The organism is Allonocardiopsis opalescens, from assembly GCF_003002095.1.
Classification (GTDB): domain Bacteria; phylum Actinomycetota; class Actinomycetes; order Streptosporangiales; family Streptosporangiaceae; genus Allonocardiopsis; species Allonocardiopsis opalescens.
This window is the reverse complement of record NZ_PVZC01000009.1, coordinates 83725-109910: the sequence shown is the minus strand read 5'-3', so window position 1 is coordinate 109910 and position 26186 is coordinate 83725. Positions and strand designations below refer to the sequence as shown.

Genomic DNA, 26186 nt, shown 5'->3' with positions numbered 1-26186 from the left:
CCGGGTCCGGACATCTTCGATGCGGCGGTAAACCGAATGGGCCTCTCGCGCGTCAGAGCAGCTCAGGTGGGCATGCCGTCCAGGACCGCTTGTGCGATCTCGACCGACGCCGCCTCCATCTGCTCGGGCTCCATGGCCTGCTCGATCCGGCCTTCGGCATCGGGCGGCAGCGCGCCGCCCAGGGAGACCTCGACCACGGTGTTCGCCCACAGGGTGCGCAGCGAGCCGACGCCGCCGAACTCGAACGGGTGGGCGTCGGTGAAGTAGGCGCCCTCGCCCAGGCCGTCGACGGGACGGCCGAAATAGTGGCTCAGGTTCAGCCGCTCCAGGTCGTCGGAGGCGGCCAGCGCGCCGTACTCGATGCCGTCCTGCGGCTCGTACACGTGGATCTCGACGTGCAGGGTGCGCGTCGCGCCCGGCTCGGCCGCGGCGCCGCCAGAGGGCGGAGCTTGGGGGGCGCCTCCGACGCTCCAGGTGCAGCCCGAGTAGGGTCCGACGGTCTCGCGCGGCTCTCGGGGGGCGCCCTCCGCAGTGGCCCCGAGGGCGTCGGAGACCAGGTCGGGCGGGACCAGCGCGCAGGCGTCGGGCGCGTTTGTCAGCAGCGGCCGGCCGTCGACCTCCGTGGTCAGGGCACCGGTCTCGGCTCCGGCACCCGGTTCGGCCGCCTCGAGCTCCTGGCCCTGGCAGCCGCCCAGGAGCAGCGCCGACGCGGCCGCGATGGACGTGCCGATGCGACGCGTGCGCACGGTTCTCCCTCCCTGCCGGCTCGGCCGGTGCCGCGGCCCCGTTCGTGGTCCTCAGCGAAATGACGGGACGACTGTAGCGCCCCGGCCGTGCGCGGTGTGCGGCCGCGAGCCGCCTACGGCAGAAGCGCTAGTCGCCGTCGCGCGGGGTGCAGTTCGGCGCGCAGATGCGCAGGGCGATGCTGTCGAGGAAGATGGCGCCGATCTCGCTGGGGTCCTCGGTGGTGTAGGTGGCGCCGTTGGTCGCCGTGGTGATCTCGCGTAGCGGCGCGGCGTCGGTGTCGGGCCCGAAGGCGATCGCGATGATGCTGACCGGGCGCTCGGGATCGAACTCGTTCTCCAGGGTGGCGACCAGGTCTTCGAGCGAGATGCTGTCGTCGTCCTCGTTCACGCCGTCGGTGAAGATCAGCACCGTGTTGATCTTGTCGGGCTGGTAGCCGCGCGACACCTCGCGGAAGCCGGCCAGGATCGAGTCGTACAGCCCGGTGTCGCCGTCGGGGTCGACCTGGATGGAGTTGAGCGCCGCGAGCAGTTCGTCGCGGGCGGTGCCGCCGCCCTCGGTCTGCTGGGAGAGCGGGACCAGCGGTGAGATCTCCTGGTAGTCCAGCTGGTTGTTGAGCCGGACCGAGAAGGTCCAGGTGCCGATCTCGGAGTCGTCGGGGAACAGTTCCAGGCCCTCCTGGGCGGCCGCGACCGTCGCCTGGATGCGGGTGATCTCGCTGCCGGGGATGGTCTCCAGCATCGAACCGGAGACGTCGATCAGGGTCAGCATCCTGGTGCCGAGCTTGAGCCGGTTCCACGCCTGGGTGACCTCGCCGAAGGTGTCGGAGCCGGGGGCAGGCAGCTGCTCGGGCGGCTCGGCGCGGAAGCCCTCCGCCTCGGCCAGCGCCGAGCCGGCCGAGCCGTCGGGCCGGCGGAACCCGTCGGCCTGGATGTGGCGGTCGGCGGCGCCCGCCGCGAGCGAGCGCCGGAACTCCTCGGCGGCGCGCTGCCGCACGCTGTCGTCCGTCACCACCGTGTAGGGGTAGTCGAGCAGGACGGTGCCCTCGCGCGGGTACAGGGCCCGCGCGGTGCGCTCGGCGTCCTGGTTGTGCTGCCAGACCAGCTGCTCGGGCAGCACCATCAGGGTGTCGCCGTCCTCGGCGGAGAGCAGGCCGCGCGCCGCCTCCTCGTTGGCGGCGACGGACTGCTGCAGCGAGCGGATGGCGGCGGTGAGCCGGCTGTCGGCGTCGGGGGTGTCGCCGATGCCGCGCCGGATCATGGTGAGGGTCGCGACGCCGGCGGAGTAGCGGGTGGGTTCGAGCAGCTGCACCGAGTACGGGGGCGCCGGCGCCGTGGGATCGAGCAGCAGCAGCTCCCAGGAGGGCTCGGCGAACAGCTCGTCGTCGGCCGAGGCGGACGCCAGCACCAAGGGGGTGCTGGCGAGCGAGGTGCCGGTGAGGCTGACCGGCTGGTCGCTCGCTGCGGCGCTGGAGGCGTACTCGGCCCACAGCGAGGAGTCGGGCACCCACACGTCGGGGTCGAGGTCGCCCAGGGTGGGGCCGGAGCCGGTGACGCTGTAGGCGACGGTGGCCGAGTCGACCGGGCGCACTGACGCCTCCACGCACTGGCCGTCGATGCGGTGCTGCTCGGAGTTGAACGCGGTGGCGGCGCTGGTGAGGGCGGGCGCGATGTCGGGGGAGGCGGCGACCTGCACGGGGATGGCGGCGCCACGGCAGCCCTCGCCGCCGCTGAGCAGCACCCAGCCGCCCGCGCCGAGCGCGAGCACGATCACCGCGGCCAGGACCAGCAGTCCCACGGCCGCGCCGCCGCGCCGCCGTCGTCGGCGCCGGTTGGGCGAGCCGTCGCGGCGGCCGTAGTCGTCGCTGCTGTCGTGGCGTCCCACAGTGACCTCGCGTTCGGTCGGCCGGCGCCGAGGGGCGCGCCGGTGGCCGTTCGGCCGTATTGGACGGACCGTACTCAACGGACGGGGGCGACGGGCAGTGCTGCGAAGTGACCTTGTTGTAGCGGTGCGTAGCGGGCGTGTCCAGTCGATACCGGACGATCAGCGGAAAAGGGCTTCAGCGGCGGCGGTGCCGATATTCCGGTCCGATCCGGCGGCGGGCAAAGCGATCGGATGGGGAACCGATTTGTGGTTGATTCGTTATCGCGGTGCCCGCTGCGGAGCGCCGCCGCCGCGGGCTCAGTTCGAGCAGTCGGGCACGCACAGTCGCCGGGAGATCGCGTTGACGAAGATGTCGCCGATCTCGGAGGCGTCGTCGGTGACGTAGACCGTGCCGCTGGTGGCGTCGGCGATCCGCTCCAGGTCGGAGCGTTCGCCCTGGTCGCCGAAGGCGATGATGAACAGGGTCACCGGCCGCTGCGGGTCGAAGCGCTCCGACAGCTCCTCGACCAGTTCGTCGCCGGTGATGTCGCTGCTGCCGCCGTCGCGTCCCGCGGTGAGCACGATCAGGCTGTTGACGCGCCCCGCGTGGAAGTTCTCCGTCGCCTCCTCGTAGCCGTCGAGCAGGGTGTCGTACAGCCGTGAACCGCCCCCCTCGACGGCGATCCCGTCCGCGGCGTCGAGCAGCCGCTCGCGGCGGTCGTCGCGTTCGGTGCCCGGGTCGTCGTCGCGCAGTGGGCCGAGTTCGACCACCTCGCTGTGGCCGTCGTCGGCGTCGACCCCGTCGGCGAACAGCCACAGGCCCATGTCGGTGTCGTCGGGGAACAGCCGCAGCCCGAGCCGGGCCGCGTCGACGGCGATCTCCAGCCGGCTGCGGGAGTCGGAGTCCGACAGCGGTTCGCCGGTCTGCTCGGAGACGTCGGCCAGGATGAGCGCGCGGGTGGGCATGGCCAGCTGGTTCCAGTCGAACAGCGCGTCGACCAGGTCGGAGCCGGGGAGCCCGGTGGCAGGGAAAGGCAGGTCCTCGGCGAGTCCGCCGGCGGAGCGCAGCGCGGCACCCGGCTCGCCCTCGGGGGTGCGGAAACCGGCCGCGAGCAGCGCCTGCGTGTAGCGCTCGGTGCGCAGCAGGGCGTAGAAGTCGTCGGTCGCGCGCACCTTCACCGGGTCGGTGGAGGCGCGGACGTAGGGGAAGTCCAGCTGGAAGAGCCCGTCGGGATAGTGCGCGGCCAGCGCGCCGCCGGGGGTGCGGCCCGCGGGGTAGGCGCCGGCGTTGTACTGCCAGACCGACTGCTCGGGCACCACGGTCAGCGGACCCGAGGGGTCGGGCTCGGCGCCGTAGACCGACCGCAGGTCGATGTCGCTGGTGACCGCGGCCCTGGGCTGGGCGTCGCGGACGAACTCCGTCAGGGCGACGTCGGCCGCGTCGTCGTCGCCGAGCAGGTCTCGGGCGGCGTGGACCGCGGCCATTCCGGACACCCCCCGGTTGGGGTCGACCAGGCGCAGGTCGCGGTCGGGTTCGAGGGCGTCGGGCAGCACCATCTCCCAGTCGGCGCGCTCGGGGTCGGGCAGCCCGTCGGCCGATGCGGGCGCGGCCACCACGATCGGCGAGGTGGCGAGCGGGACGGGACTGGTGCTGAGCACCTCAGCCCCGCGTTCGGAGGTGCGCGCCAGCTCCACCCAGCCGGACGACTCCGGGATCCACACGTCGGGCACGGCGGGGTCGGTGCCGGCGGCCCCGGCCAGGCCGTTGAGCACGGTGGCCGACTGCGCCTCGTTGACCTGCGCGTAGACGCACACGCCGCCGTAGGTGGGCGGGTCGTCGTTGAACTCCCTCGCCGCTTCCTGCAGCACCGGTGCCATGCTGACCGTCGCGGCGACCCTGAGGTACCGGGTCTCGCCGCAGCCGAAGGGCCAGCGCGACAGCAGCGCCGCGCCCCCGGCGACGAGCAGCACGGCCACAGCGGTGGCGGTGGCGACGGTGATCGCGACGCGCCGCCGTGTGCGCGGATCGATCCGGTGCCGTCCAGTGGCCACGCCATCTCCGTCGGGTCTGCTACCGGTTCAGCGGAGTCGATTGCGAACTGTACTGGCAGAGCGATCCGTCCGAGAAGGGGGGAGAGTGCCGTCGGCACGGTGTGCGCCGAATGCGCCGGACGCCCGCGACGCGGTGAATGTCATGGCACGAACGGTAGCCGCGAGCCGCTGCGGCATAGTCCTTGTTGATCAGAAATCGGCGTTCCGGCCTGGTCAGGCCATGAGCGCCCCTAGAGTTCTCGCCGTGTGGAGAATGACGAACACCGTCCGCGTCGCCGCCTTCGCCCTGAGCGGGCTGTTCGCGGCGGTCATCGCCGGCGCGTGGCTGGTCGCCCGCCCCGCTGAGGCGATCGACGGCATCGGGGACGCGGGCGCGGTGGCGGTCAGCGGCGCGATCCGCGCGGTCGTGCACGCCGACGGCGGCACCCGTGAAGAGTTGCTGCTGTGCGAGGCGGGGCCGATGGGCGCCGCCGACGCCGAACTCTGCCAGGACCTGGCCCGCCATGAGGACCCCTTCGCCGAGGTGCCCGCCGACGCCGTCTGCCTGCAGCGCGTCTACGGCACCGAGCGCGCCGACGTCTCCGGGGTGTGGCAGGGCCGCGCGGTCAGCACGACCGTGACGCGGGCCGGGTCGTGCGAGGAGGAGCGCTGGCAGCGCCTGAGCGGCCTGCTGGAGCGCGGCTGAGCCGCTCCGCCTCACTGGCCGGTGGCGCCGTCGAGGCGTTCGCGGAGCAGGTCGGCGTGGCCGTTGTGCCGTGCGTACTCGGCGATCAGGTGCACCAGGACCCTGCGCAGCGCGACGGGCTCGCCCGAGGCGAGATGGGTGCCGGTCGCGTCGAGTGACGCCGCGGAGGCGGTGATCTCACGGGAGAGCGCGCACTCCGACCGCCACAGCTCCAGGGCCCGTCCCGGATCGCCGTCCAGGCGGTCGAAGTCCTGGTCCGGGTCGTCGTCGGAGTAGTACAGCATCGACACGTCCTCGCCGGCGAACTGAATACGGAACCACCAGCGCTCGACTCCGGCCAGGTGGCGGATGAGGCCGTGCAGGCTGAGCGACGACGGCGGCACCGCGCGCTCGGACAGGCGCTCGGGCGCGACGCCCGAGCACTTCAGCGCGAAGGTCTCCCGGTGCCAGTCCAGATACGCGGTCAGGGTCGTGCGCTCGTCGGCGGCCAGGGGCGGCGGGGTGCGGGTGTCGTCGGCCCACAGCGGCGAGGTGTGCTTCGGCGGATTCGGGGTCATACGGACAGCGTGGCAGGGGGCGCCGACAGCCGGAGCCGCGCCGCGCGGCGGCGTTCGCGGCCTGCGCCGCCGTCGGGCGGGCGCCGGCGAGACTCGCGGAAATCCGTGGAACGCTGCGCACCTCGTGTGAGCGGACCGGTGCAAGACTTGCCGTGTCCGCCGACCACCAGGGAGGTAGCAGTGCCAACCAACGGAGCCAGCGACATCGACGAGACCGATCTCCGGTACCGCGTCGGGCGGCTCACCCTGGAGCAGAAGGTCGCGCTGGTCACCGGCGCCGACTTCTGGACCCTCAACGCCGTGCCGGAGATCGGTCTGGACGCCCTCGTGCTCTCCGACGGGCCCAACGGCGTGCGCGGCCGCCGCTGGGACGAGCGCGACCACGCCCTGCTGCTGCCTTGCGCCAGCGCCCTCGCCGCCACCTGGGACGCCGCCGCGGTGCGTGAGGCGGGCCGGCTGTTCGGCGCGGAGGCGCGCCGCAGGGGCGTGCACGTCCTGCTCGCCCCCACCCTGAACCTGCACCGCACCCCGCTGGGCGGCCGCCATTTCGAGAACTTCTCCGAGGACCCCCTGCTCACCGCCGAACTCGGCGCCGCCTACATCGAGGGCGTGCAGTTCGAGGGGGTCGCGGCCACCGCCAAGCACTACGTCGCCAACGACTCCGAGACCGAGCGCATGAGCTATGACGCCTCCGTCGCCGAGCCGACCCTGCGCGAGGTGTACCTCGCGCCCTTCGAGGCGGCGGTGCGCCGGGCCGGCGCCTGGGCGGTCATGGCCGCCTACAACGGCGTCAACGGGGCTCCGATGACCCAGAACGAGAAGCTGCTCGGCGGGGTGCTGAAGGGCGAGTGGGGTTTCGACGGAGTGGTCATGTCCGACTGGTCGGCCACCCACTCCACCGAGGCGAGCGCGCTGGCCGGGCTCGACCTCGTCATGCCGGGTCCCCGCGGGCCGTGGGGCGAGGCCCTGGCCGCCGCTGTCGAGGCCGGCCGGGTCGGCATCGAGGTCGTCGACGACAAGGTGCTGCGGCTGCTGCGGCTGGCGGCCCGCACCGGTGCGCTGCGTCCGCTCGACTCCCCGAGCCGTGCGGCCGCCCCGGTCGCCGAGGACACCCTCGCGCCCCCGCCCGAGAGCGTGCGCCCCGCGATCCGGGAGCTGACGGCCCGGTCCTTCGTCCTGCTGGCCAACCGCGTGCCCACTGGGAGCGCGGCGCCGCTGCTGCCGCTGCCGAGCACCGCCCGCATCGCGCTGATCGGCGAGAACGCCGTCAAGCCCACTCCGCAGGGCGGCGGGTCGGCGCAGGTCAGCCCGCCCCATATGGTCACCCCGGCCTACGCGCTCGCCGAGGCGCTGGCCGCGGTTTCGCCGGAGGCCGCGCCGCCCACCGTCCATCGCGGCGTCCGGTACCGCAGAACGCTCGATCCGTTCGAGCCGGCCGAGCTCACCGATCCGGTCGACGGCCTGCCCGGGGCGCGCGTGGAGTTCTTCGACGCCGCCGACCGCCCGCTCCTGTCGGAGCGGCGGGGCGGCGGGCGGCTGCTGTGGCTCGGCGACGTCCCGGCCGGCACGGCGAGGATGAGCTGGCGGTCCCGCGTCCGGCTCGGCGGCCCCGGCCGCCACAGCTTCGGCGTGCTGGGCGCGGGCCGCACCCGGGTGCTGCTCAACGGAAGCGAGGTGCACCGCTACGAGGCGTCCGTCGATCCGGCCGACCAGGTCGACCTCATCACCACCCCGGTGGAGGAGCGCTTCGAGCTGGCGATCACGGAGGCCGATCTCGGTGCCGACGCGAGCGCCGAACTCACCCTTGTGCGGGAGCCGGTCGAAGGGCACGTACTGTTCTCGATCGGCCTCGGCCACGCCGGTCCCGGCCCGAGCGCGGAGGAGGAGTTCGCCGCGGCCGTGGCGGCGGCCCGCGCGGCCGACGCCGCGGTGGTGGTCGTCGGCACCGACGACGAGACCGAGACGGAGGGGCGCGACCGCACCGGCCTGGGCCTGCCCGGGCGCCAGGACGAACTGGTGAGCGCCGTCCTGGCCGCCAACCCTCGCACCGTCGTGGTCGTGAACGCGGGCGGCCCGGTGCTGATGCCCTGGGCGCAAGAGGTGCCGGCGCTGCTGTGGACCTGGTTCGGCGGCCAGGAGTACGGGGCGGCCCTGGCCGACGTCCTGCTCGGTGCGGCCGAGCCGGGCGGGCGGCTGCCCACCACCCTGCCGGTCGAGGAGCACGACGCCCCGGTGCTGCACGCCCGGCCCGTGGCGGGCCGTCTGGACTACGGCGAGGGCACCGAGATCGGCTACCGGGCTTACGCGGCCCGCGGGACCGAGCCGCTCTTCTGGTTCGGGCACGGCCTCGGGTACACCACCTGGGCCTTCGAGGAGGCGGTGCTGGTGTCCGCCGACGGCGGCACCGAAGATCTCGCCGCGATCGGGGCCGACCCCGACGCCCTGGGCGCGGAGCCCGGCACTCTGGCGGCGCACGTACGGCTGCGGCTGCACAACACCGGCGACCGGGCGGGCCGCGAGGTGATCCAGGTGTACGCCCGTCCGGTCGGCGGTCCCGACGAGCCGGCGCGGCTGGTGGGCTTCGCCTCGGTGCACGCCGAGGCGGGCGGCTTCGCCGACGCGGAGATCGGGGTGGCCTGGCGCTCGCTCGCCCGCTACCTGCCGGGGGTGGGCTGGCGGCTCGACCCCGAGGGCTACACCCTCACCGTCGCCCGCTCGGCGGCAGAGACCGTCGCGCCCGCACTGGTCCTGGACACCGCTCGCGTCCCGCCGCCCTGATCCGGTGCCCGGTGGCTCGGCGCCCGGACGGGATTCGAAGCGGCGCGCCACGGGTACAGCCTCCACACCCCCGAACGAAGGAAACCGCCGTGGATCAGGTGAACAGACGTAGGTTTCTTACCGGCTCGGTGCTGGGCGGCGCCGCGGTCGCCGGCGCCTCATGGGCGGCGGTTCCGGCCGCGGCCTCGCCCGGCGGCCGGCAGGTCAGCACCGGAGCGGACGTCGCCGCGGCCGCCGACTGGGCCCAGCTCAGCGGCGACCGGCTCGGCATCGTCACCAACCCCACCGGCGTGCTGCGCGACTTCACCCACGTGGTGGACTCCCTGCACGCCGGCGGTCGGGCCGACATCGCCGCCGTCTTCGGCCCCGAGCACGGCTTCCGCGGCACCGCGCAGGCCGGCGGGTCCGAGGGCGACCACATCGACCCCCGTACCGGTATCCAGGTCTACGACGCCTACGGCGCCGACGTCGACGGGCTTGAGGCGATGTACCGCGAGGCCGAGGTGGAGGCGGTCGTCTTCGACATCGCCGATGTCGGCGCCCGCTTCTACACCTACATCTGGACCCTGTACCTGGCCATGCGGGCCGCCGTGCGCGTGGGCGCCCGCTTCGTGGTGCTCGACCGGCCCAACCCGGTGGGCGGCACCGCCTACGGCCCCACCCTCGACCCCGCCTACGCCACCTTCGTCGGCCTCAAGCCCATCGTCCAGCAGCACGGTATGACCGTCGGCGAACTCGCACGGCTCTTCGACGCGGAGTTCCTGCCCGGCGACGAGGGCGGCCGCCTGGACCGGCTCGACGTGGTGGAGGTGCGCGGCTGGCGCCGACGCGAGCTCTTCGCCGACACCGGCCTGCACTGGATCCTGCCGAGCCCGAATATGCCCACTCCCGACACCGCGCTGGTCTATCCGGGCTGCTGCCTGTTCGAGGGCACCACCTGGTCGGAGGGGCGCGGCACCACCCGTCCGTTCGAGCTGCTCGGCGCCCCCGGGGTCGACTGGCGGTGGGCCCGCCGCCTCAACGAACTGGACCTCCCGGGGGTGCTGTTCCGCGAGGCGTACTTCTCGCCGACCAGCAGCAAGCACCGGGGCGAGGTCTGCGGCGGCGTCCAGCTGCACCTGTCCGACCCCGCCCGCTTCGACGCGGTGCGCACCGGCGTCGCCCTCCTGGTCACCGCGAAGGAGCTCTACCCCGACCTCTTCGCCTGGCGGCCCGACAACTGGATCGACCGGCTCTCCGGATCCGACCGGCTGCGTACCCAGATCGACGCCGGGCTCGGCGTGCCCGAGATCGTGGCGAGCTGGCAGGGCGAGCTCGCCGCCTTCCGCCGGCTGCGTGAACGGCACCTCCTGTACCGATGAGCGCACATCGCCCGCGCGGCTCGGATGTCCCTACAGTTGCGCTCATCGGCGGCTTACGGATGGAATGCCGGTGTGACCCCCGATGACGGTGTGCGCTGCGGCACCTGTGCGGCCTTCGTCCCGAGCCGCCGGTCCGCACGCAAGGACGCCACGTCGGCCGCGGCCGGTCGAGGACCGGCCGCGGCGACGCCCGCCCCGGCATGCTGGCGCGCCTACGTCCGGCTGCTGGCCCGCGGCTATCGCGACGCCGACTACGCCAGCGCGCAGCGGCTCACGGTGGACGCCTATGTGTGCCAGCATCCGCACGGCACCCCGATGGCCTCCGCGGAGCAGGTCACCGTGCACCTGATGGCCCTGTGCCAGGTGCTGGAGCGCGAGCTCAGCCCGGTCGCCGCCACCCGGTGGATGGTGGCGCACCGCCGCTCCGGCGCGCCGCTCGAAGCGCTGGCCGCGCCGCAGCTGAGCGGCACGCTTACCGTGGAGCACCCGCTGTCGGCCGCCGACGCCGAGGCGCACCACGCGGCCGTGCGCGCCTGGGCCTGGTCGGTGTGGGACGCCTGGAAGGCGCACCACGCCACCATCCGCGCGCTGCTGGACCGCTGAGCGGCCACCGCTCGGAGGGGGTGCGGCTCAGTCGCCGAATCCGGTGAACACCCGCAGCTCGCGCGGCTGCTTGCGGAAGGTCACCGGCCCGCACGAGACCTCCGCGCCGCCGTCGCGCACCAGCGGCATCCGGTCGGTGACCGGCTGGACCGAGAGGGTGTCGGCGAACCAGGTGCGGTAGTGCGTGCTCAGACCGAGCCGGTTGAGCAGCACCGCAGCGACCGCCCTGGCCCGGGGGAACGGGTAGGCCGCCTCCAGGACGCGGATGTCGAGGAGCCCGTCCTCCAACCGGTCGCGACCCGACGGAAGCAGCGCGTCCGAGTGGTACCGGCCGTTGCCCACGAAGAGCCCCCACACCTGCCTGCGCCGCCCGTCGATGATGAGCGAGAACGGTTCGGCGGTGCTCAGCCGCCGGCCGAGCGCCAGCGCCTCAGCGGTCCAGGCGCCGCCGGGCAGCCGCACGGCCGGGTGCGGGTGCGCCGCCGACCCCGGGTGCTCGCCGATCCCGGCGCTGTTGAGGAAGACACGGCCGTCGACCTCGCCGACGTCGACCCGGCCGAGGCGCCCGCGCTGGTAGCTGTGGACCGCGTCCTCGATCGAGTTGAGGCCGAGGGCGGAGGCGAAGGCGGTGTCCGGGCCGACGGGAAGCACCAGGAGCGGGCGGCCGTGGCGCAGCGCCGCCTGTGCCGCGTCGCCGGCCTGGATGTCGCCGCCCGCCACCGCGAGCACCTTGGCGCGCACGGCCGCCTCGTCGAGCGCGTCGGCCAGGCCGTCGGCGTCGTGCACCGGGACGACCTCGGCCATGGGCAGCAGGTAGCGCATCGCAGTGGCCACCGCTTCGGCGCGGTCGGCCGGGCCGGTGGGCGCGTCGGGGCCGGAGAACGCGTCGACCACCACGACCACGCCCGCGCCGTCGGCGTCCTGCGGGGTGCGCAGCGCCTCGCCGACCCGTACCTGGGAATCGACCGGGGGCCCGCCGGGCAGCACCCGGTGCGCCAGTACCGCCGCCGCGCCGCCGAGGGCGACGCCGCTCAGCACGTCGAGCGGACGGTGGCCGTGGTCGTACATCCGGACGTAGCCGGTGGCGCCGGCCAGTCCGGCGGCCGGCAGGCTCAGCGCGGGGTGCCCGCCGCCCAGGAGTGACCCGGCGAAGGCAGCGGTGGCGGCGGCATGGCTGGCCGGCCAGGCGGCCGTGCCCGCTCCGCCGCGCAGCATCCGCCGGCCCACCAGGTAGGCGGCCGGCGCCGCGACCGCCACGGCCAGTCCGGCCCGCAGCGCGGTACGGCGCAGCTCGGGCCGGCCGCTCGCGAGCAGTCCGGCGGTGATCAGCGCCCAGACGGCGGCGGTGTCGGCGGCCTCGGGGCCGGGCGCGGCGCCGTTCCGCGCACGCGCGGTCCGCGCACCGTCCACGTCCCCGACCGGATCACGTTCCCGACGCCCCCGGAGTATCCGCCGCCAAACACGCATAGCGATCAGCTTGACGACACAGAGGTCACCACGTCCAGCGAACGGCTGGATACGCCCCTGTTGAACAACAACGATCGTGCAACTCCGCGACATGAAGAGCGCCGGCGGCGGGGTGGTGCCGACCGCGGTCGCGGGGTCGAGCGGTTCGCGTCGGGGCGGCTCGGCCGGGTGTTCAGCGGGTCAAACTATGGCAGGCGATCGCGGCGGCGGCCACCACGTTGAGGGAGTCGACGCCCATCGACATCGCCTCGGCGCTCATCGGGATGCGCACCGGGAGGTCCGCCTCCTCCAGCCAGTGCGAGGACAGGCCGTCCCCCTCCGAGCCGAGCATGAGCGCGACCCGCTCGTCCAGCGCGACATCGTCGAAGGAGCATGCGGAGGGGGCGGGGGTGAGCGCGAGCAGTTGGAAGCCGTGCGCCCTGATCTCGGCCAGCCCGCCGTGCCAGTCGGCCATCCGGGCGTAGGGGATCGCGAAGACGGCGCCCATCGAGACTTTCACCGACCGGCGGTACAGCGGATCGGCGCAGCGCGGCGCGAGGACGACCGCGTCCACGCCCAGCGCCGCGGCGCAGCGGAACACCGCTCCGACGTTGCCGTGGTCGACCAGGTCCTCTAGGACCAAGACGCGGCGCGCCGGGCCGGCGGGGGCCCGGCCGGGCACCCCGGCGGTGCGCCGACCGGCGAGCACGTCGGCGACCTCGGGCAGCCGTCTTCGGTGGAAGGACGCGAGCGCCCCCCGGTGCACCGGGAAGCCGGTCAGCCCTTCGGCGACCGAGTCGGGCACCAGGTACACGGGCGCGTCGGTGCTCGCGGCCACGTGTCCCGCGTACGCCGCGCGCCGCGAGGTGAACAGGAACGAGCGGGGCCGGTAGCCCGCGGTGCGGGCCCGCTCGATGGTGGTCTCCCCCTCGGCCAGGAAGAGACCGTGTTCGGCTTCGAGGCTGCGGCGCAGGCTCACATCGCGCAGCCGGACGTAGTCGGCGAGCCGGGGGTCGGCCGGATCGGTGATCTCAGTGGTGCCCATCCGGTCCAGTCTCCCAGCCCGTCGCGGCGCCCGCGGCGCGCAGGCCGTGCCTGTGGACAACTCCGGCGCTTTCCACAGGCGCGCCGGTCCGCGGTGGCGCCGCGGCCCGGTCGCCCGCCAGACTGAGCCCGCGATCGCGTTGCCTGGGGTGGTCTGCCCCCGGTAGGGGTGGGGCATGGGCCGGGGCGGTGGATGGGGCGGGGTTGGCCGGCCGGGGGTGGTGCGGTGGCGCGAGGTGGCGGCGTGGTGTGATGTGGCACGCTGTGATGCGGTGTGGCCTGGTGTGATGTCGTACGGCACGATGTGGTGCGGTGTGGTGCCGGGATCACTGGAGCCTGTGGCCGGAGGGCGGCGCGGGTCGGAACGGAGGGGCGCAGTGGACGAGCGGGTGCTGGTGCCGTGGCAGGAGACGCGGGAGGGGGCGCCCGGCGACCTCGCCGTCGACGTCTACGACGGGGACTCCGAGCCGCCGGGCGACCTGTCCGACGTGGTGTTCTTCGTACTGCCGTACTACCGCCGCCAGGCGCCCAAGCTGGTTCCCTCGATGCCCCGCCTCCGCGTGCTCCAGACGCTCAACGCGGGCTACGACGACCTCCTTCCGCTGCTGCGTCCGGGCGTCACCCTCTGCAACGGCCGCGGTCTGCACGACGCCAGCACGGCCGAGCACGCGCTGGGCCTGATCCTCGCCTCCCAGCGGGATTTCCCCCGCTGGCGCGACGCCCAGCGCGAAGGCCGCTGGGACACCGAGCACACCCGCTCGCTCACCGACAGCCGGGTGCTGATCATCGGGTACGGCTCGATCGGGGCGGCGCTCGACACGAGATTGCGCGCCTGCGAGGCCGAGGTGGTCCGCGTGGCGCGCCGCCCCCGTCCCGCCGAGGACGTGCACGGCATCGCCGACCTGCCCCGGCTGCTGCCCAGCGCCGACATCGTGGTGCTCATCGCCCCGCTCACCGCCGACACCCGCGGCCTGATCGGTAGCCGCGAGCTGGCCCTGCTGCGCGACGACGCCCTGGTGGTGAACGTCGGCCGCGGCCCGGTGCTCGACACCGCCGCGCTGCTCGCCGAGAACGGCCGCGTCCGGGCCGCCCTCGACGTCACCGACCCCGAACCGCTTCCCGCCGACCACCCGCTCTGGCACGCGCCCGGGGTGTTCATCACCCCCCACGTCGCGGGCGGCTCGGCCAGTTTCTACCCGCGCGCCAAGCGGCTGGTGGCCGAGCAGCTGCGCCGCTTCGCCACCGGTGAGCCGCTCGCCAACGTGGTCAGAACGGGCTGACCGGACGGCCTCCGGCCCCGTGCGACCGAATCGTGGGTGACCGCGCCGCCGCGCACCGCTGGACCGTCCGACGTGCCGGGACCAACTGGCGTGCCACGGCAGCCGTCTCGCCCGGGGGAGAGTGTTTCGCTCCGAGGAACACCCGACTCTGTCTGGAGAGCGCTGCGGAGGACGTGCCTCCACCGCGCGAACCGCACGTGAGCGGGAGTCGCCGCCCAGAAGCGAACGTGCGCGCGGTCGGAGCGCTACGGGCGCCGCTCAGTCCGGCAGCCGTCGACGGCACGCACCGGCAGGACGGGCAGCGATCCTCATGTACGCCACACCGCGGCCGAGGGACCGCCAGACGAACCCGCACCCACACGGATCACCCGCGCGGGCCATCCGACCTGCTTGGCAGCGTGGGCGTCTCCGTGGGCGGAACGTCGCGACACGGAGAGCCGCGAGTATCCGGTCGGACCACCCGGCACGTGTGCGATCGCCGACGTGCACCGCGTTCGTGATCCGTGCGGGGGTGTGGTCGTGCGGTGAGGTCCCCATGGTTGTCACGCGGTGTGGCGTACTTGCGGGTCGGTGTTCGTCCTTCCGGCGCGCCATCGATGGATGCCGAAGCGAGCAGCGCGCTTGGCGGCGGAAGACATCGCCAGAGGCGGGACGTGCGTGCGGTCGCAGCGCCGCGACAGGGAGCGCTACGGATTCCCGGTCGCATCGCCTGGCGCGTGCGCGATCGCCGAAACCCCCCGCGCCCGTGGTCCGGGGGTGTGGGGCGTCAGGCATGGTCCGCTCTGCCGCACGATGAGAGGCGCAGGCGGATCGGTGCTCGTCCTGCCGGCATGCCGTCGATGGACGCTGGAGCGGGCTGGCGTTCGGCAGCGGACGTCATCGCCAGAGTGGAACGTCACTTGCGCTCGGGCCGCCGCGACACGGAGCGCTGCGGGGTACTCGGTCGGATCGTCCGTGTTCGGGCTCCGTGCGGGCGCGGTAGTCAGGCGCGGTTTCCTCGGTCGCACGATGCGTGGCACGGGTGGATCGGTACTCGTACTGCCGACGCGTGCCGTCGATGGCTCCCGGAGTGAGCGGTGCTTGGCAGGCGACGCGTGGCCCTTCCCGGCTGAGGCGTTGCGGCTGTGTTCGGAGCGGAGGCGCGGATCGGTCCAGACCGACTTGTAAGGCGCAGTCTCTCGGGACGTGTCGGCCGTGCCGAGTAAACGGGACAGGAACTGTCGCGGCCCGGCGCGCCTGGGTCTGTCTCGTGACCAGGTGATCGGACGGCTGGTCTCCGGGCGCGGGGTCGGCACGGGCCGGGGGACCACCGGACGTGCGCGGGTGCTAGCTTCCTGGCTGTGTTGGGGCATCAGGAGGAGACCAGGGCGGCCTATGACGGGGTCGTGGAGCTGTACGCGTCGATGTTCGCCGACCGGCTGGAGTCGCAGCCGTACGCGCGGGTCATGGTCGGGACCTTCGCCGAGTTGGTGCGCGGGACGGGGAACCCGCGGGTGGCCGACGTCGGGTGCGGGCCGGGGCATCTGACGGCCATGCTGCACGACCTCGGGCTGGACGCCTTCGGGCTCGACCTCTCCCCGGCCATGGTCGAGCACGCCCGGCGGGCGCATCCGGCGCTGCGGTTCGAAGAGGCGCGGATGGAGGCCCTGCCGGTCGGAGACCGGGTGCTCGGCGGTGTGCTGGCCCGCTACTCGATGATCCATACCCCGCCCGGCGAGCTGCCCGCGCTGCTCGCGGAGCAGGTGCGTGTCCTGGCACCAGGTGGGCTGCTGCTGGTCTCGTTCTTCGCGACCGACGGAGCCGAGCCGGTCCGCTTCGACCACAAGGTGTCGCCCGCCTACAGCTGGCCGGTGGACCGGTTCGCCGAACTGCTGGCCGGGGCCGGGCTCGTCCCCTTCACCCGGCTGGTGCACGACCCGGTCTCCGAGCGGGGCTTCCTCGACGCCCACCTGCTGGCCCGCCTCTCCTAGAGCGGGCCGGTCCTTGCCGATGAGGACGCTCTGATGCCCCCTCACCCGGCCGATCAGAGGCGGTTACCGCGGTAGGCGAACGCGGTTCGGGGCGCGTCGATCGCGCGACCACCCGGCGGTGACCGTGATTCCGGATGTCGTGTACCTGACGCGAGCTGCCCGCGCGTCATGGAAGGACCGGAAGATCGGCAACCGGCCTCGGCGACGCCCTGGACGGAAGCCGGGCGCGAATGCTGACCGGATCCCACCGGCCGCGTTGAGGCGGCGGGCGGGACCCGGTCCGCCCGCGTCCTGACCGACCCGGCCCGTTCATCCCGCCGCAAGCGCCGACAGTATTGAGGCCGTCATGTTCGCTGGGAGGGACCGGGCCGCCCACCGGCTCGACCGCGGCGCCCAAGGAGGACGGCGCCACCCTGCGGAGCGGGATGCCTGCCGCGACCGCAGCGCCGACGCATCCACCGGCGCAGGGCGGACCTCGCCCCGATCCGCGTCCGGCTCCGAGGCCGCGTCACATGATCACATGACATCCGTACGGGTGAGATCGCCGGGCGCCGCCTCCTCGGCCCGCGCGGTGGGCCGGACGTGTGGGCCGGTGCTCGTCCTCCCGCACATGCCGCGCTCGTCCGCCGAAGCAGAAGCGTCCGGCAACCGCCGCCTGTCATCTCCGGCCCGCGGGTACGGCGGACGGCGTGCGGGCCGGCTCGCGGGTGCGGCGAGGGCGTCAGCACGCCGCGGAAGGACCGAATGTGCTGGTGGGCCGCGTCGGTGCGGGCAGTGCGGCTCGGTGCCGTGCGACGCTGGCCGGTACGGGGCCGCTCGGGGCGCAGCGGGCACGCGGTGGCCGGCGGCGGGCCGAGCAAGGAGGTGGACGGCGGCTATGGCGGACGCGGGGGGCACGGAGTCCGGGATCGTGCCGAAGCTGCACGACTGGCGTATCGACGCCGAGGAGTACGCCCGCCATGAGGCACGGCGCGGTCGCCGGTACGCCTACGAGGACCTGGACCCGGCGCGCACGGCGCTGGTCGTCGTGGACATGGTCGCCTTCTTCGTCGCCGGAGACGCCTACTGCCGGGGCATCGTGCCCAATGTCGACCGGCTCGCCCGCACGCTGCGGAGCGCGGGCGGCACCGTGGTGTGGGTGCTGCCCGAAGCGGACGCGGTCCCGTCGGACTGGGCGGTCGGCTTCTTCGGCCCGCGCGTGGCCGCCGCCTACGCCCGGTCGGGCGGCAGCGGGACGCCCTCCGCACGCCTGTGGCCGGGGCTGAGGCCGGAGGCGGGCGACCTGTGGGCCGACAAGTCCGCGTCCAGCGCCTTCTTCCCCGGACGGTCTCCTGTGCCGGAGCTGCTGCGGGAACGCGGTGTGGACACGGTCCTGATCACCGGGACGGTGACCGGTGTGTGCTGCGAGTCGTCCGCACGCGACGCGAGCACCCTCGGCTACCGGGTGATCGTGGTCGCCGACGCGACCGCGGGCGGTGCCGACCGGCTGCACAACGCCTCGCTGCGGACCGTCTACCGCTCCTTCGGCGACGTACGTCCGACGGACGAGGTGCTGCGCCTCATCGCGGCGGGGGCGTGAGGCGGCGGAAGCGGTACATCCTCGGGCCCGGCGCCTGATCGCGTGCGGTACCGGAGCGGGAGCCGGCGTCCGCAGCGAAACGGCGGCGCCGTGCACGGGTACGCGCCGCGGAGTGCTGCGCCGAGCCGATGCCTCGGCTTGGACTCCCGGTATCGCGGATGGCCGTTCGACCGGGGTGGCATATGGGTCGACCTGCTCTCCGGCTGGGAGAGCCGGGAGACGTGCCCGCCCGGTCGTGTTCTCCACCGAGCCGATGCCCGAGCCCGGGCTCCGGGCGCCGTGATGATCGCTCGGACGGTGCTGCGGTCAGGAGCGCCGGTGATGGACGCCGACCGCATCGCCTGGACCGTAGTCGGCGGCGCCCGTACCCGCGCGCATCGGTGCCGGACTCCGGCGTCCCCACCACGAGGCCGACGGCGCCGTGGCTCAGGTCCGCCAGGTGAGGCGGGCTCCCGACCCGCCTGAGGCATCGCGCCTGGCGCGCCGCACGGCGGCGCGTCACCGCTCCGCGATGGCGCCCCGACCGGTGCGGATCAGCGCCCGAGGCCCTTCGGCGTCGCGTGCTAGCCTCAAGAGTGAGTGTTTCTTTTGGGCGAACGAAATGTGGAGGAGCGGGTGGCGCGCGGGCGGTCCGAGCGGACGAGGGCGGTCGCCGCGGCGGGGCGGGAGCTGAGCGACGCGGCGGTCATGTTCCACGCCGTGGTGGCGGCGCGGCTGGGCTTGGGGGCGAGTGAGGAGAAGACGCTCGGGCTGCTGCAGCAGCACGGTCCGCTCACCGCCGGAGAACTGGGCCTCCGCTCGGGGCTGGCGCCCGCGTCGGTCACGGGGGTGATCGACCGGCTGGAGCGGCGCGGCTTCGTCAGCAGGGAGCGCGATCCGCGCGACCGGCGCCGGGTGGTGGTGCGGATCGACGACGCGGCCATCGCCGACATGGAGCGGCACCTCACCGGGCTCGCCCGGCGGCTCGGCACCCTGTACGACCGGTACACGGACGCGGAACTGGAGCTGATCACCGGCTTCCTGCGCGAGGCGGCCGCCCGGCAGCGCGACGCGACCGCCGAACTCTCCGACGGCGCCTGAAGCGGGGTCCTACTTCGCGTCGGCGTAGCAGTCGACCACGGCGGCCTCCAGCGGGAACCGCACCGGGGTGTCGCCGAACAGCAGGCGGCGGGCCTCGGCCTCGGCCGCCCGCAGGGCGGCCACCACATCGGGGGCGCGGACGGCCGGGCAGTGCACGATGACCTCGTCGTGCTGGTAGAAGACCAGTTCAGGGCGGCCGTCGTCGGACGGGAGCGCCGACAGGCCGCGGCGCAGCGCTGCCAGCAGCACCAGAGCCCACTCCGCCGCGGTCGCCTGCACCACGAAGTTGCGGGTGAACCGGCCCCGCGCGGCGCGCCCCTGGCGCCGGGCGCCGTCGTCGGCGGCGGGGTCGGAGCCCGACGGCTCCCAGGCGTCGCCCGGCGGACTGGTGCGGCCCAACCAGGACCGGACCACGCCGCCGTCCTCACCGGTGCGGGCGGCGCTGTCGACGTAGGCCATCGCGTCGGGGAAGCGCGAGCGCATCACCGGCAGCACCTGGGCGGCGTCGCCGCCGGTCTGGCCGTACATGGCGGCCAGCAGCCCGATCTTGGCGCGCTGCCGGTCGCCGCCGAAGGCGCCGCCCAGCACGGTGTAGAGGTCGTCGGCCCGCGCCGCCTCGGCCAGCCCACGGTCGCCGGAGACGGCGGCGAGCACCCGGGGCTCCAGCTGCCCCGCGTCGGCCACCACCAGGCGCCAGCCCGGATCGGCCACCACGGCCCGCCGCAGCGGCCGGGGGATCTGGAGGGCGCCGCCGCCCCGGGTGGCCCACCGGCCCGACACCACCCCGCCCACCACGTAGTCGGGGCGGAAGCGGCCGCCGCGCACCCAGGCGTCCAGCCAGTTCCAGCCGTGCGCCGCGTGCACCCGGGCCAGCTCCTTGTACTCCAGCAGCGGCGCCACGGCGGGGTGGTCGACCTGCTTGAGCACCCAGGACCGGGTGGATTCGACCGGGTGCCCGGCCGCGCCGAAGGCGGCCCGCAGCTGGGCGGGGGAGTCGGGGTTCACCTGCCGGCCCAGGGCCGCCGAGATCCGGCCGGCCAGCTCCTCCAGCCGGTCGGGGCGGCGTCCACCCGACGGCCTGGGCCCCAGCAGCCCGGTGAGGACCTGGTCGTGCACGTCGGGACGCCATGGCAGGCCGGTGCGGGTCATCTCGGCCGCGACCAGCGCACCCGCCGACTCCACCGCGCACAGCAGCGCGAAGCGCCCGGGCCGGCCGGCGGCCGCGATGCGCCGCAGCTGGTCGGCGTGCACCTCGACCAGCGCGTCCAGGCGGTCGGTGCCGGGCGGCAGGGTGGAGCGGTCGGGCAGGAACAGGGTGGCCGGTTCGTCGGCGCCGTGGGTGGCGGGCAGGCCGACGTCCTTGGGCACCGGGCGGCCGTGCAGCCGGGCCCAGGCGGCGCCGAGCGAGCGTGGCTCGCCGAAGCGCCGCTCGTGGCCGAGGAGCAGCGCCTCGACCAGCGCGACGTCGTGGCAGCGCTCCACCCGCACCCCGGCGGCGAGCAGCGGCGGGTAGACGTCGTCGGCGTCGGCCCACACCCAGCGGTCGACCCCGGCCCGCTCCCGCTCGGCCACCGCCGCGGCGAGGTCGGCGACCGGCTCGGGCGGTCCCAGCGGGGTGCCGTGGGGGGCCAGCGGACGGAGCACGCCCCCGCCGTCCCACGTGGGCACCACCGCGATCCGCATGCCGCGATTGTCCCGCCCGGGTCCGACAGCACTGAGCGGCGACACGGTGCGCGGCGCTCGTATCCGGCATTGACTTGCCCGGGCGGACCCGCCACGCTTGCCCCGTGCCCAAGCGACCACTCCCCGTGATCATCCTCGTCACCGCCCTGGCGGCCGGCCTCGCCGCCCCCGCCCCGGCGGCCGCGCGCTCCGACACCGGCGGCGTCTCCGTCGTCGGCGGAACCACCCAGCCGGTGTTCTCCCACGCCGAGGCGATCCGCGAGGAGGTCTACGTCGAGACCGGCGTCGACAGCGACGCCGACGGCAGCCCCGACCGCGTCTACGCCCAGATCATGCGGCCCGCCGAGACCGCCGAGGGCATGCGGGTGCCGGTCGTGTACGAGATGTCGCCGTACCGCGCCGGCCTGAACGAGCTGGAGTTCCACGACGTCGACCGGGAGCTGCCGCCGCCCGGCCAGCGCCGCCCCGAGCCGGCGCCGTCCGTGCTCCGCGCCCAGCAGCGCGACCTGTTCACCCAGACCTACTACGACGACCACTTCGTGCCGCGCGGCTACGCCGTCGTGCTGGCCGAGAGCATCGGCACCGGCGCCTCCGAGGGCTGCCCGACCGCGGGCGACCGCAGCGAGACCCTGGCGGCCGCGGCAGTCGTCGACTGGCTCAACGGCCGGGCCGAAGGCTTCACCGCGGCGGGCGAGCCGCTGACCGCCGACTGGACCACCGGCGCCGTGGGCATGATGGGCGTCTCCTACAACGGCACCCTGCCCAACGCCGTCGCCGCCACCGGAGTGGAGGGGCTGCGCACCATCGTGCCGATCGCCGCCATCTCCAGCTGGTACGACTACTACCGCTCCGACGGCCTGGTGGTGGCACCGGGCGGGTACCAGGGCGAGGACGCCGACGTCCTGGCCCGCGCCGTCTACACCCGCGAGGACCGCGAGGTCTGCGCCGCGCTGATGGACGAACTGGAGGCCGGGCAGGACCGCGACAGCGGCGACCTCACCGGCTTCTGGCGTGAGCGCGACTACCTCGGCGACGCCGACCGCGTCGAGGCGAGCGTGTTCGTCGTGCACGGCCTCAACGACTGGAACGTCAAGACCCGCCACTTCGCGCAGTGGTGGGACGCGCTCGGCCGCAACGGCGTCGACCGCAGGCTCTGGCTGCACCAGTCGGGCCACGCCGACCCGGCGAGCGTCCGGCGCGACGAATGGCTCACCGCGATCACCCGCTGGATGGACCACTGGCTGTACGGCGTCGACAACGGCGTCATGGCCGAGCCCGCCGTCGAGATCCAGCGCGAGGACCTCAGCTGGACCACCGCCGACGCATGGCCCGCGGCGGGCACCCGCGACGTCCGGCTCGGCCTGACCGCCGGCACCGGCGGCGCCGGCGCCATCGGCCCGGTCCCCGGCCGCGCGGCCTCCGGCGGGCAGCCGCTCACCGACGACGCCGCGCGGACCGCCGAGGAACTGGCCGCCGATCCGGAGGCGGCCGACCCCAACCGGCTCGCCTACCTCTCGCCGCCGCTGGCCGAGGACGTCCGCATCAGCGGCACGCCCACCGTCGAACTGCGCGCCTCCCTGGACAACCGCCCGGCGGCCAATCTGACCGCGCTGCTGGTCGACTACGGCACGGCCGAGCGACTCGACTACGACGCCGGCTCCGGCGAGCTGCGCAGCACCGACTACGAGATCGTCACCCGGGGCTGGACCGATCCCAACAACCGGCACTCCCCGGCCTTCACCTCCCCGGTGCGGCAGGGCGCCGACTACCGGTTCACCGTGGAGATGCAGCCCGACGACTACGTGTTCGAGGCCGGCCACCGCATCGGTCTGGTCGTGATCGCCTCCGACCGGGAGTACACCCAGCGGCCCGCGCCCGGCACCCGCTTCACCGTCACGCCGGGGCACAGCCGGATCACCCTGCCCGTGGTGGGCGGGCCCGGCGCCCTGGGCGGCTAGCCGCCCGGCGGCCGCCGCGGCGCGCGGGAACACTCCCCGCCCGCGCGGCGGCGGCCGCCGCGGGTTAGCGTGGGGGCCGTGACGACTCAGGTAGCGGACAACACGGCGGAATCCCGATACGAGATCACGGTCGACGGCAAGGTGGCCGGATATGTCGCCTACCGGCGCAGCGGCGACCGGGTGGCGCTGATCCACACCGAGGTCTTCGGCGGCTACGAGGGCCAGGGCATCGGCGGCAAGCTGGCGTCGGGGGCGCTGGACGACATCCGCGCCGCCGGACTCTCCGTGGCGCCGGTGTGCCCGTTCATCACCCGCTTCATCCGCAAGCGGGGCGACGAGTACCTGCCGCTGGTGCCCGAGGAGTACCGCGCCTGGGTGCGCGGCGACGACGAGCGGCCGCCCCGCGGCTGACACCCCGGCGGCCGGACCCGGCCGCCGCGCAGGGCCGACCATGTCGGACGGTGGACCGCGGCGGGAATCGACGGTGAATCACAGCCGGATTTCGGCCCTGCCGGTTGCCTGCGCGCCGATGTTGCGGCACCGTTGCTACGTGCCCATCGGACGGCCTGGCGCCGACCGCCACGGCACGAAGACCGGTCTGGGGCCCGCCGCGGCGGGCGGTGGAACGACGAAAGGGCCGTGGACTGTGCGGGAAGCAGATCGCCAGGCACGTTCGCTGACGGGTCGCAGGTCCGCATGGGTCGCCACCTTCCTGGTGGGCGCCGCGGCGGTCGCGGTGCTGCCGCAGCCGGCCGCCGCCGACCAGCGCGAACCGGTCGTGGCCCCGGCGGGCCAGCCCGCCCCGGCCCCCGGCTCCGCCGCCGAGGGCACGCCCGCGCCGAACGGCACCCCCTCGCCCTCGGCCACCGAGGTGGCGCCGCTGGACGAGACCCGCAGCGCCGACCTCTTCGTCGCGGCGCAGCGCAGCCTGCCCAGTGACGTGGTGGCCGAGATCCGCGAACTCGACGGCGTCGACGAGGTCGAGCAGGTGGACGCGGCGCGGCTGCGGATCGACGGCGAGGAACTGTCGCTGCTCGGTGTCGAGCCCTCGGCCTTCCGCGCCTACGCGCCCACCGAGCACGCGGAGTCCGACGAGCTCTGGCAGGGCCTGGCCGAGGGCCAGATCGCCGTCACCGAGGACTTCGGTGCCGAGCACGAGCTCGAACCGGGCGCCGACGCCGCCGTCGAGGGCGCCACCACCCGCGAGGTGCCGCTCGCCGAATACGCCGAGACCGGCCTGGCCGGCATCGACGCCATGGTCTCCGCCGAGCTCTCCCGGCAGCTGGGCCTGCCCGAGGGCAACGCGCTGGTGATCAGCGCGCCGCGGGGCGACGCCTTCGCGCTCAAGGAGGAGCTGGCCGAGATCCTGCCCGAGGGCGCGGGCGTGCAGGTGCTGCCGGGTGGCGGCGGAGACGTCGAGGTGGAAGAGCCGGGCGGCGGCGCCGAGGTACGGGAGACCGACACCGCCGACGGCCTGAGCTCCGAGCGGATCGAGATCGCCATCGAGGCGGCCGAGAGCCAGCTCGGCACCCCGTACGTGTGGGGCGGCGCCGCGCCGGGCGCGTTCGACTGCTCCGGCATCGTGCAGTGGGCCTACCGGCAGGCCGGGGTGATGATGCCGCGGGTCACCCACCAGCAGTGGGAGACCGGCGTCCAGGTGTCCTACGAGGACGCCCGCCGCGGCGACCTCATCTTCTGGCGGCACGACCCCGCCCGCCCCAACTACATCTCCCACGTCGCCCTCTACCTCGGCGAGGGCATGATGCTGGAGTCGCCGCGCACCGGTGACGTGGTGAAGATCCGCGAGGTCGAGCTGGGCCCGAACTTCGCCGGGATCGTCCGGATCACCCCGCAGGTCTGAGCCCGCCGCCGCGCGCCGCCGGGGCGGCGCGCGGCGCCCGTTCACGCGTAGATCCGGTCAACCTCCTCGGCGGCCTGGGTGACGATCGAGGTGAAGCGCTCCGGCTGGTTGAGGTTGACCAGGTGCCCGGCCCGCCGCACGACCAGCAGCCGCCCGTCGAAGCAGGCGTTCAGGAAGCGCTGCTCGTCCAGCCGGAAGGTGTCGCGGGCGCCGTTCACCAGCCAGACGGGGCCCAGGTACTGGCGCAGTGATCCAATGGGGTCCAGATCGGCGAGTTCGCGGGCGGCCACCGGGCTGGCGGCGGTGGCGATGCCTCCGGCGTGCAGCGCCTCACTGGCCTCGCGGGCGAGGGTGAGGGCCATCAGCCGCCGGCTGACCGCCTCGCCGTGGTCGGGGAGCCGCTGCAGCGCCGAGGTGGCCCACCGGTACGGCAGGGTCATCGACCGCCGCAGCCGCACGGTGCAGCTGGCGGCCACCAGCCCGGCCACCCGGTCGGGGTGGGCGGCCGCGGCGGCGATGCCCAGATAGCCGCCCATGGACAGCCCGACCAGCAGCGCCCGGCCGCCGAGTTCGTCGATGCTGCGCGCGATCAGTTCGACGGCCGCGTCGGCGCTGAAGACCTCGTCGAGCAGCGATCCGTGGCCGGGCATGTCCAGCGCCACGGCCCGGTGCCCGCGCGCTTCCAGCGCCTCGATCTGCGGGCGCCACATGGTGCCGCTCAACCGGATGCCGTGCACGAACACGATCGGCAGACCCATGAGCACCTCCTCGTACTCGTCTTCGCTCGTCCCGCGGGCAGGCTATGCCCTTCACCTCTGGGATTTACCCCCACTGACCGGCGCGAACGCTGAACCTAGGGGAAACTCAGGGATGTCCCGCACAGCCGCCCGGAGCCGGTGCCGCGGCGGGCCAGGGGCGCACGCCGCAGGCGGTGGCGAGGAGGTCGGCCCGGTCGAAGCGGCGCGGATCGGTGCGCACCGAGACCCCCACCCCGGGTGCCGCGAGCCAGAAGACCTCGCCCTCGGCCGTGTAGCCGTCGGCGCCGAACGGGTGCAGGCCCCATTCGGCGACCGAGAGGTGGACGTCGTAGTAGCCGAGCAGGAAGTCGCGCAGCGCCTGTGGTGAGTCGAGTCCGGGCGAGCGGAGCACCTTGATGTTGACGTCGACGCGGTAACCGCCAGACGGGCCGGGGCCGCTCTCCCAGACCCGGCTGGCGAAGCGGGTGCCGCCCCATTCGAAGGCGAAGTCGGTGACGAGCCCGCCGGTGCCCGGCGGCAGCCGGCCGATCCCGAAGCCGTCGAGCACACCGCCCGGGAGCGCCTGGGCCCGGGCGGGCGGGGAAGCGAGCGCCGGTGCGGCCGGCCCGGCGGCGGAGAGGACGAGCAGAGCGGAGATCGCGACCAGCAGGCCGCGGACGGAAGGGGACATGGGGTGCCTTTCCTCATCGCCGGCCCCTCGCGGGCCGGCATTGGGAGAAGCCTGTCCGGGGCGGTCGCGCACCGGTACCGGAGCGCGGCGGCCTGTGGACGACTGCACCCGCCGGCCGCCCGAATCTGTGGAAAACCGGGCGGTGCCTGGTGCCGGGCCGAAGGGCGTGCTAGATGCCGCCGGGGAGGGGAGAGCGGAAAGCGCCCCCGCCGCC

20 protein-coding genes are annotated in these 26186 nt (G+C 74.4%); 11 read left to right on the top strand and 9 right to left on the bottom strand.

The window, feature by feature from the left end:
- Positions 1-62: 62 nt before the first annotated feature.
- From CLV72_RS26205 to CLV72_RS26195, 3 genes are all read right to left on the bottom strand, one after another.
- Complete coding sequence (locus tag CLV72_RS26205; RefSeq protein ID WP_106251598.1) at positions 63-746, bottom strand: hypothetical protein; 684 nt, start codon at positions 744-746, stop codon at positions 63-65.
- Positions 747-873: 127 nt separating this feature from the next.
- A complete protein-coding gene (locus tag CLV72_RS26200; protein WP_146159565.1) occupies positions 874-2628 on the bottom strand; it encodes a substrate-binding domain-containing protein in 1755 nt (584 codons plus the stop codon).
- A 297-nt stretch (positions 2629-2925) separates the two neighbouring features.
- Entirely contained in the window at positions 2926-4659 is a 1734-nt protein-coding gene (locus tag CLV72_RS26195; RefSeq protein ID WP_106251593.1) for a substrate-binding domain-containing protein, read from the bottom strand.
- Between the two features lie 244 nt (positions 4660-4903).
- On the opposite strand from CLV72_RS26195, the gene CLV72_RS26190 reads away from it, so the two are divergent.
- On the top strand, positions 4904-5344 hold the full coding sequence (locus tag CLV72_RS26190) for a hypothetical protein (protein ID WP_146159564.1): 441 nt from the start codon (positions 4904-4906) through the stop codon (positions 5342-5344).
- Between the two features lie 11 nt (positions 5345-5355).
- Here CLV72_RS26190 and CLV72_RS26185 read toward each other — a convergent pair whose 3' ends face one another.
- A complete protein-coding gene (locus tag CLV72_RS26185; RefSeq protein WP_106251588.1) occupies positions 5356-5901 on the bottom strand; it encodes a DinB family protein in 546 nt (181 codons plus the stop codon).
- A 180-nt stretch (positions 5902-6081) separates the two neighbouring features.
- Here CLV72_RS26185 and CLV72_RS26180 point away from each other — a divergent pair, with 180 nt between their 5' ends.
- The 3 genes from CLV72_RS26180 (at position 6082) to CLV72_RS26170 (ending at position 10643) form a co-directional block, all read left to right on the top strand.
- Positions 6082-8679, top strand: coding sequence for a glycoside hydrolase family 3 protein (locus CLV72_RS26180; protein WP_245930462.1), 2598 nt, complete (start codon positions 6082-6084; stop codon positions 8677-8679).
- An 89-nt stretch (positions 8680-8768) separates the two neighbouring features.
- A complete protein-coding gene (locus CLV72_RS26175) occupies positions 8769-10040 on the top strand; it encodes an exo-beta-N-acetylmuramidase NamZ family protein (protein WP_211303128.1) in 1272 nt (423 codons plus the stop codon).
- Positions 10041-10112: 72 nt separating this feature from the next.
- Entirely contained in the window at positions 10113-10643 is a 531-nt protein-coding gene (locus tag CLV72_RS26170) for a DUF5946 family protein (RefSeq protein ID WP_106251586.1), read from the top strand.
- A gap of 27 nt (positions 10644-10670) precedes the next feature.
- Here CLV72_RS26170 and CLV72_RS26165 read toward each other — a convergent pair whose 3' ends face one another.
- Positions 10671-12053, bottom strand: a complete 1383-nt coding sequence (locus CLV72_RS26165) for a diacylglycerol/lipid kinase family protein (protein WP_106251581.1) — start codon at positions 12051-12053, stop codon at positions 10671-10673.
- A 229-nt stretch (positions 12054-12282) separates the two neighbouring features.
- Entirely contained in the window at positions 12283-13134 is an 852-nt protein-coding gene (locus CLV72_RS26160; RefSeq protein WP_106251579.1) for a TrmH family RNA methyltransferase, read from the bottom strand.
- A gap of 376 nt (positions 13135-13510) precedes the next feature.
- Between CLV72_RS26160 and CLV72_RS26155 the strand changes: the two genes are divergently transcribed.
- The 4 genes from CLV72_RS26155 (at position 13511) to CLV72_RS26140 (ending at position 19042) form a co-directional block, all read left to right on the top strand.
- Positions 13511-14413 carry a 2-hydroxyacid dehydrogenase gene (locus CLV72_RS26155; protein ID WP_106251577.1) on the top strand — a complete coding sequence of 301 codons (903 nt, stop codon included), beginning with the start codon at positions 13511-13513 and terminating at the stop codon, positions 14411-14413.
- 1340 nt (positions 14414-15753) lie between these two features.
- Complete coding sequence (locus CLV72_RS26150) at positions 15754-16383, top strand: class I SAM-dependent methyltransferase (RefSeq protein WP_106251575.1); 630 nt, start codon at positions 15754-15756, stop codon at positions 16381-16383.
- A gap of 877 nt (positions 16384-17260) precedes the next feature.
- A complete protein-coding gene (locus tag CLV72_RS26145; protein ID WP_106251572.1) occupies positions 17261-17962 on the top strand; it encodes a cysteine hydrolase family protein in 702 nt (233 codons plus the stop codon).
- A 588-nt stretch (positions 17963-18550) separates the two neighbouring features.
- A complete protein-coding gene (locus CLV72_RS26140; RefSeq protein WP_245930461.1) occupies positions 18551-19042 on the top strand; it encodes a MarR family transcriptional regulator in 492 nt (163 codons plus the stop codon).
- 9 nt (positions 19043-19051) lie between these two features.
- On the opposite strand, the gene CLV72_RS26135 is transcribed toward CLV72_RS26140, so the two are convergent.
- On the bottom strand, positions 19052-20725 hold the full coding sequence (locus CLV72_RS26135; protein WP_106251570.1) for a bifunctional 3'-5' exonuclease/DNA polymerase: 1674 nt from the start codon (positions 20723-20725) through the stop codon (positions 19052-19054).
- Positions 20726-20829: 104 nt separating this feature from the next.
- Between CLV72_RS26135 and CLV72_RS26130 the strand changes: the two genes are divergently transcribed.
- The 3 genes from CLV72_RS26130 to CLV72_RS26120 all read left to right on the top strand — a co-directional run bounded on the left by CLV72_RS26130 (position 20830) and on the right by CLV72_RS26120 (position 24544).
- Positions 20830-22683 carry a Xaa-Pro dipeptidyl-peptidase gene (locus CLV72_RS26130; RefSeq protein WP_106251568.1) on the top strand — a complete coding sequence of 618 codons (1854 nt, stop codon included), beginning with the start codon at positions 20830-20832 and terminating at the stop codon, positions 22681-22683.
- A gap of 78 nt (positions 22684-22761) precedes the next feature.
- Positions 22762-23094 carry a GNAT family N-acetyltransferase gene (locus CLV72_RS26125; protein WP_106251566.1) on the top strand — a complete coding sequence of 111 codons (333 nt, stop codon included), beginning with the start codon at positions 22762-22764 and terminating at the stop codon, positions 23092-23094.
- Positions 23095-23329: 235 nt separating this feature from the next.
- The gene (locus tag CLV72_RS26120) at positions 23330-24544 is read left to right on the top strand and encodes a C40 family peptidase (RefSeq protein ID WP_245930460.1); all 1215 of its coding nucleotides are present in this window, start codon (positions 23330-23332) and stop codon (positions 24542-24544) included.
- 41 nt (positions 24545-24585) lie between these two features.
- Here the strand turns inward: CLV72_RS26120 and CLV72_RS26115 are convergent, their stop codons facing one another.
- Positions 24586-25302, bottom strand: coding sequence for an alpha/beta fold hydrolase (locus tag CLV72_RS26115; RefSeq protein ID WP_245930459.1), 717 nt, complete (start codon positions 25300-25302; stop codon positions 24586-24588).
- Between the two features lie 106 nt (positions 25303-25408).
- Positions 25409-25972 carry a hypothetical protein gene (locus CLV72_RS26110; protein ID WP_106251561.1) on the bottom strand — a complete coding sequence of 188 codons (564 nt, stop codon included), beginning with the start codon at positions 25970-25972 and terminating at the stop codon, positions 25409-25411.
- Between the last annotated feature and the right edge of the window lie 214 nt (positions 25973-26186).

Coding starts and splice junctions, on each gene's coding strand:
- CLV72_RS26185 (WP_106251588.1), bottom strand. CDS start 5,901: ATGACCCCGAATCCGCCGAAGCACACCTCGCCGCTGTGGGCCGACGAC.
- CLV72_RS26160 (WP_106251579.1), bottom strand. CDS start 13,134: ATGGGCACCACTGAGATCACCGATCCGGCCGACCCCCGGCTCGCCGAC.
- CLV72_RS26145 (WP_106251572.1), top strand. CDS start 17,261: ATGGCGGACGCGGGGGGCACGGAGTCCGGGATCGTGCCGAAGCTGCAC.
- CLV72_RS26135 (WP_106251570.1), bottom strand. CDS start 20,725: ATGCGGATCGCGGTGGTGCCCACGTGGGACGGCGGGGGCGTGCTCCGT.
- CLV72_RS26115 (WP_245930459.1), bottom strand. CDS start 25,302: ATGGGTCTGCCGATCGTGTTCGTGCACGGCATCCGGTTGAGCGGCACC.
- CLV72_RS26110 (WP_106251561.1), bottom strand. CDS start 25,972: ATGTCCCCTTCCGTCCGCGGCCTGCTGGTCGCGATCTCCGCTCTGCTC.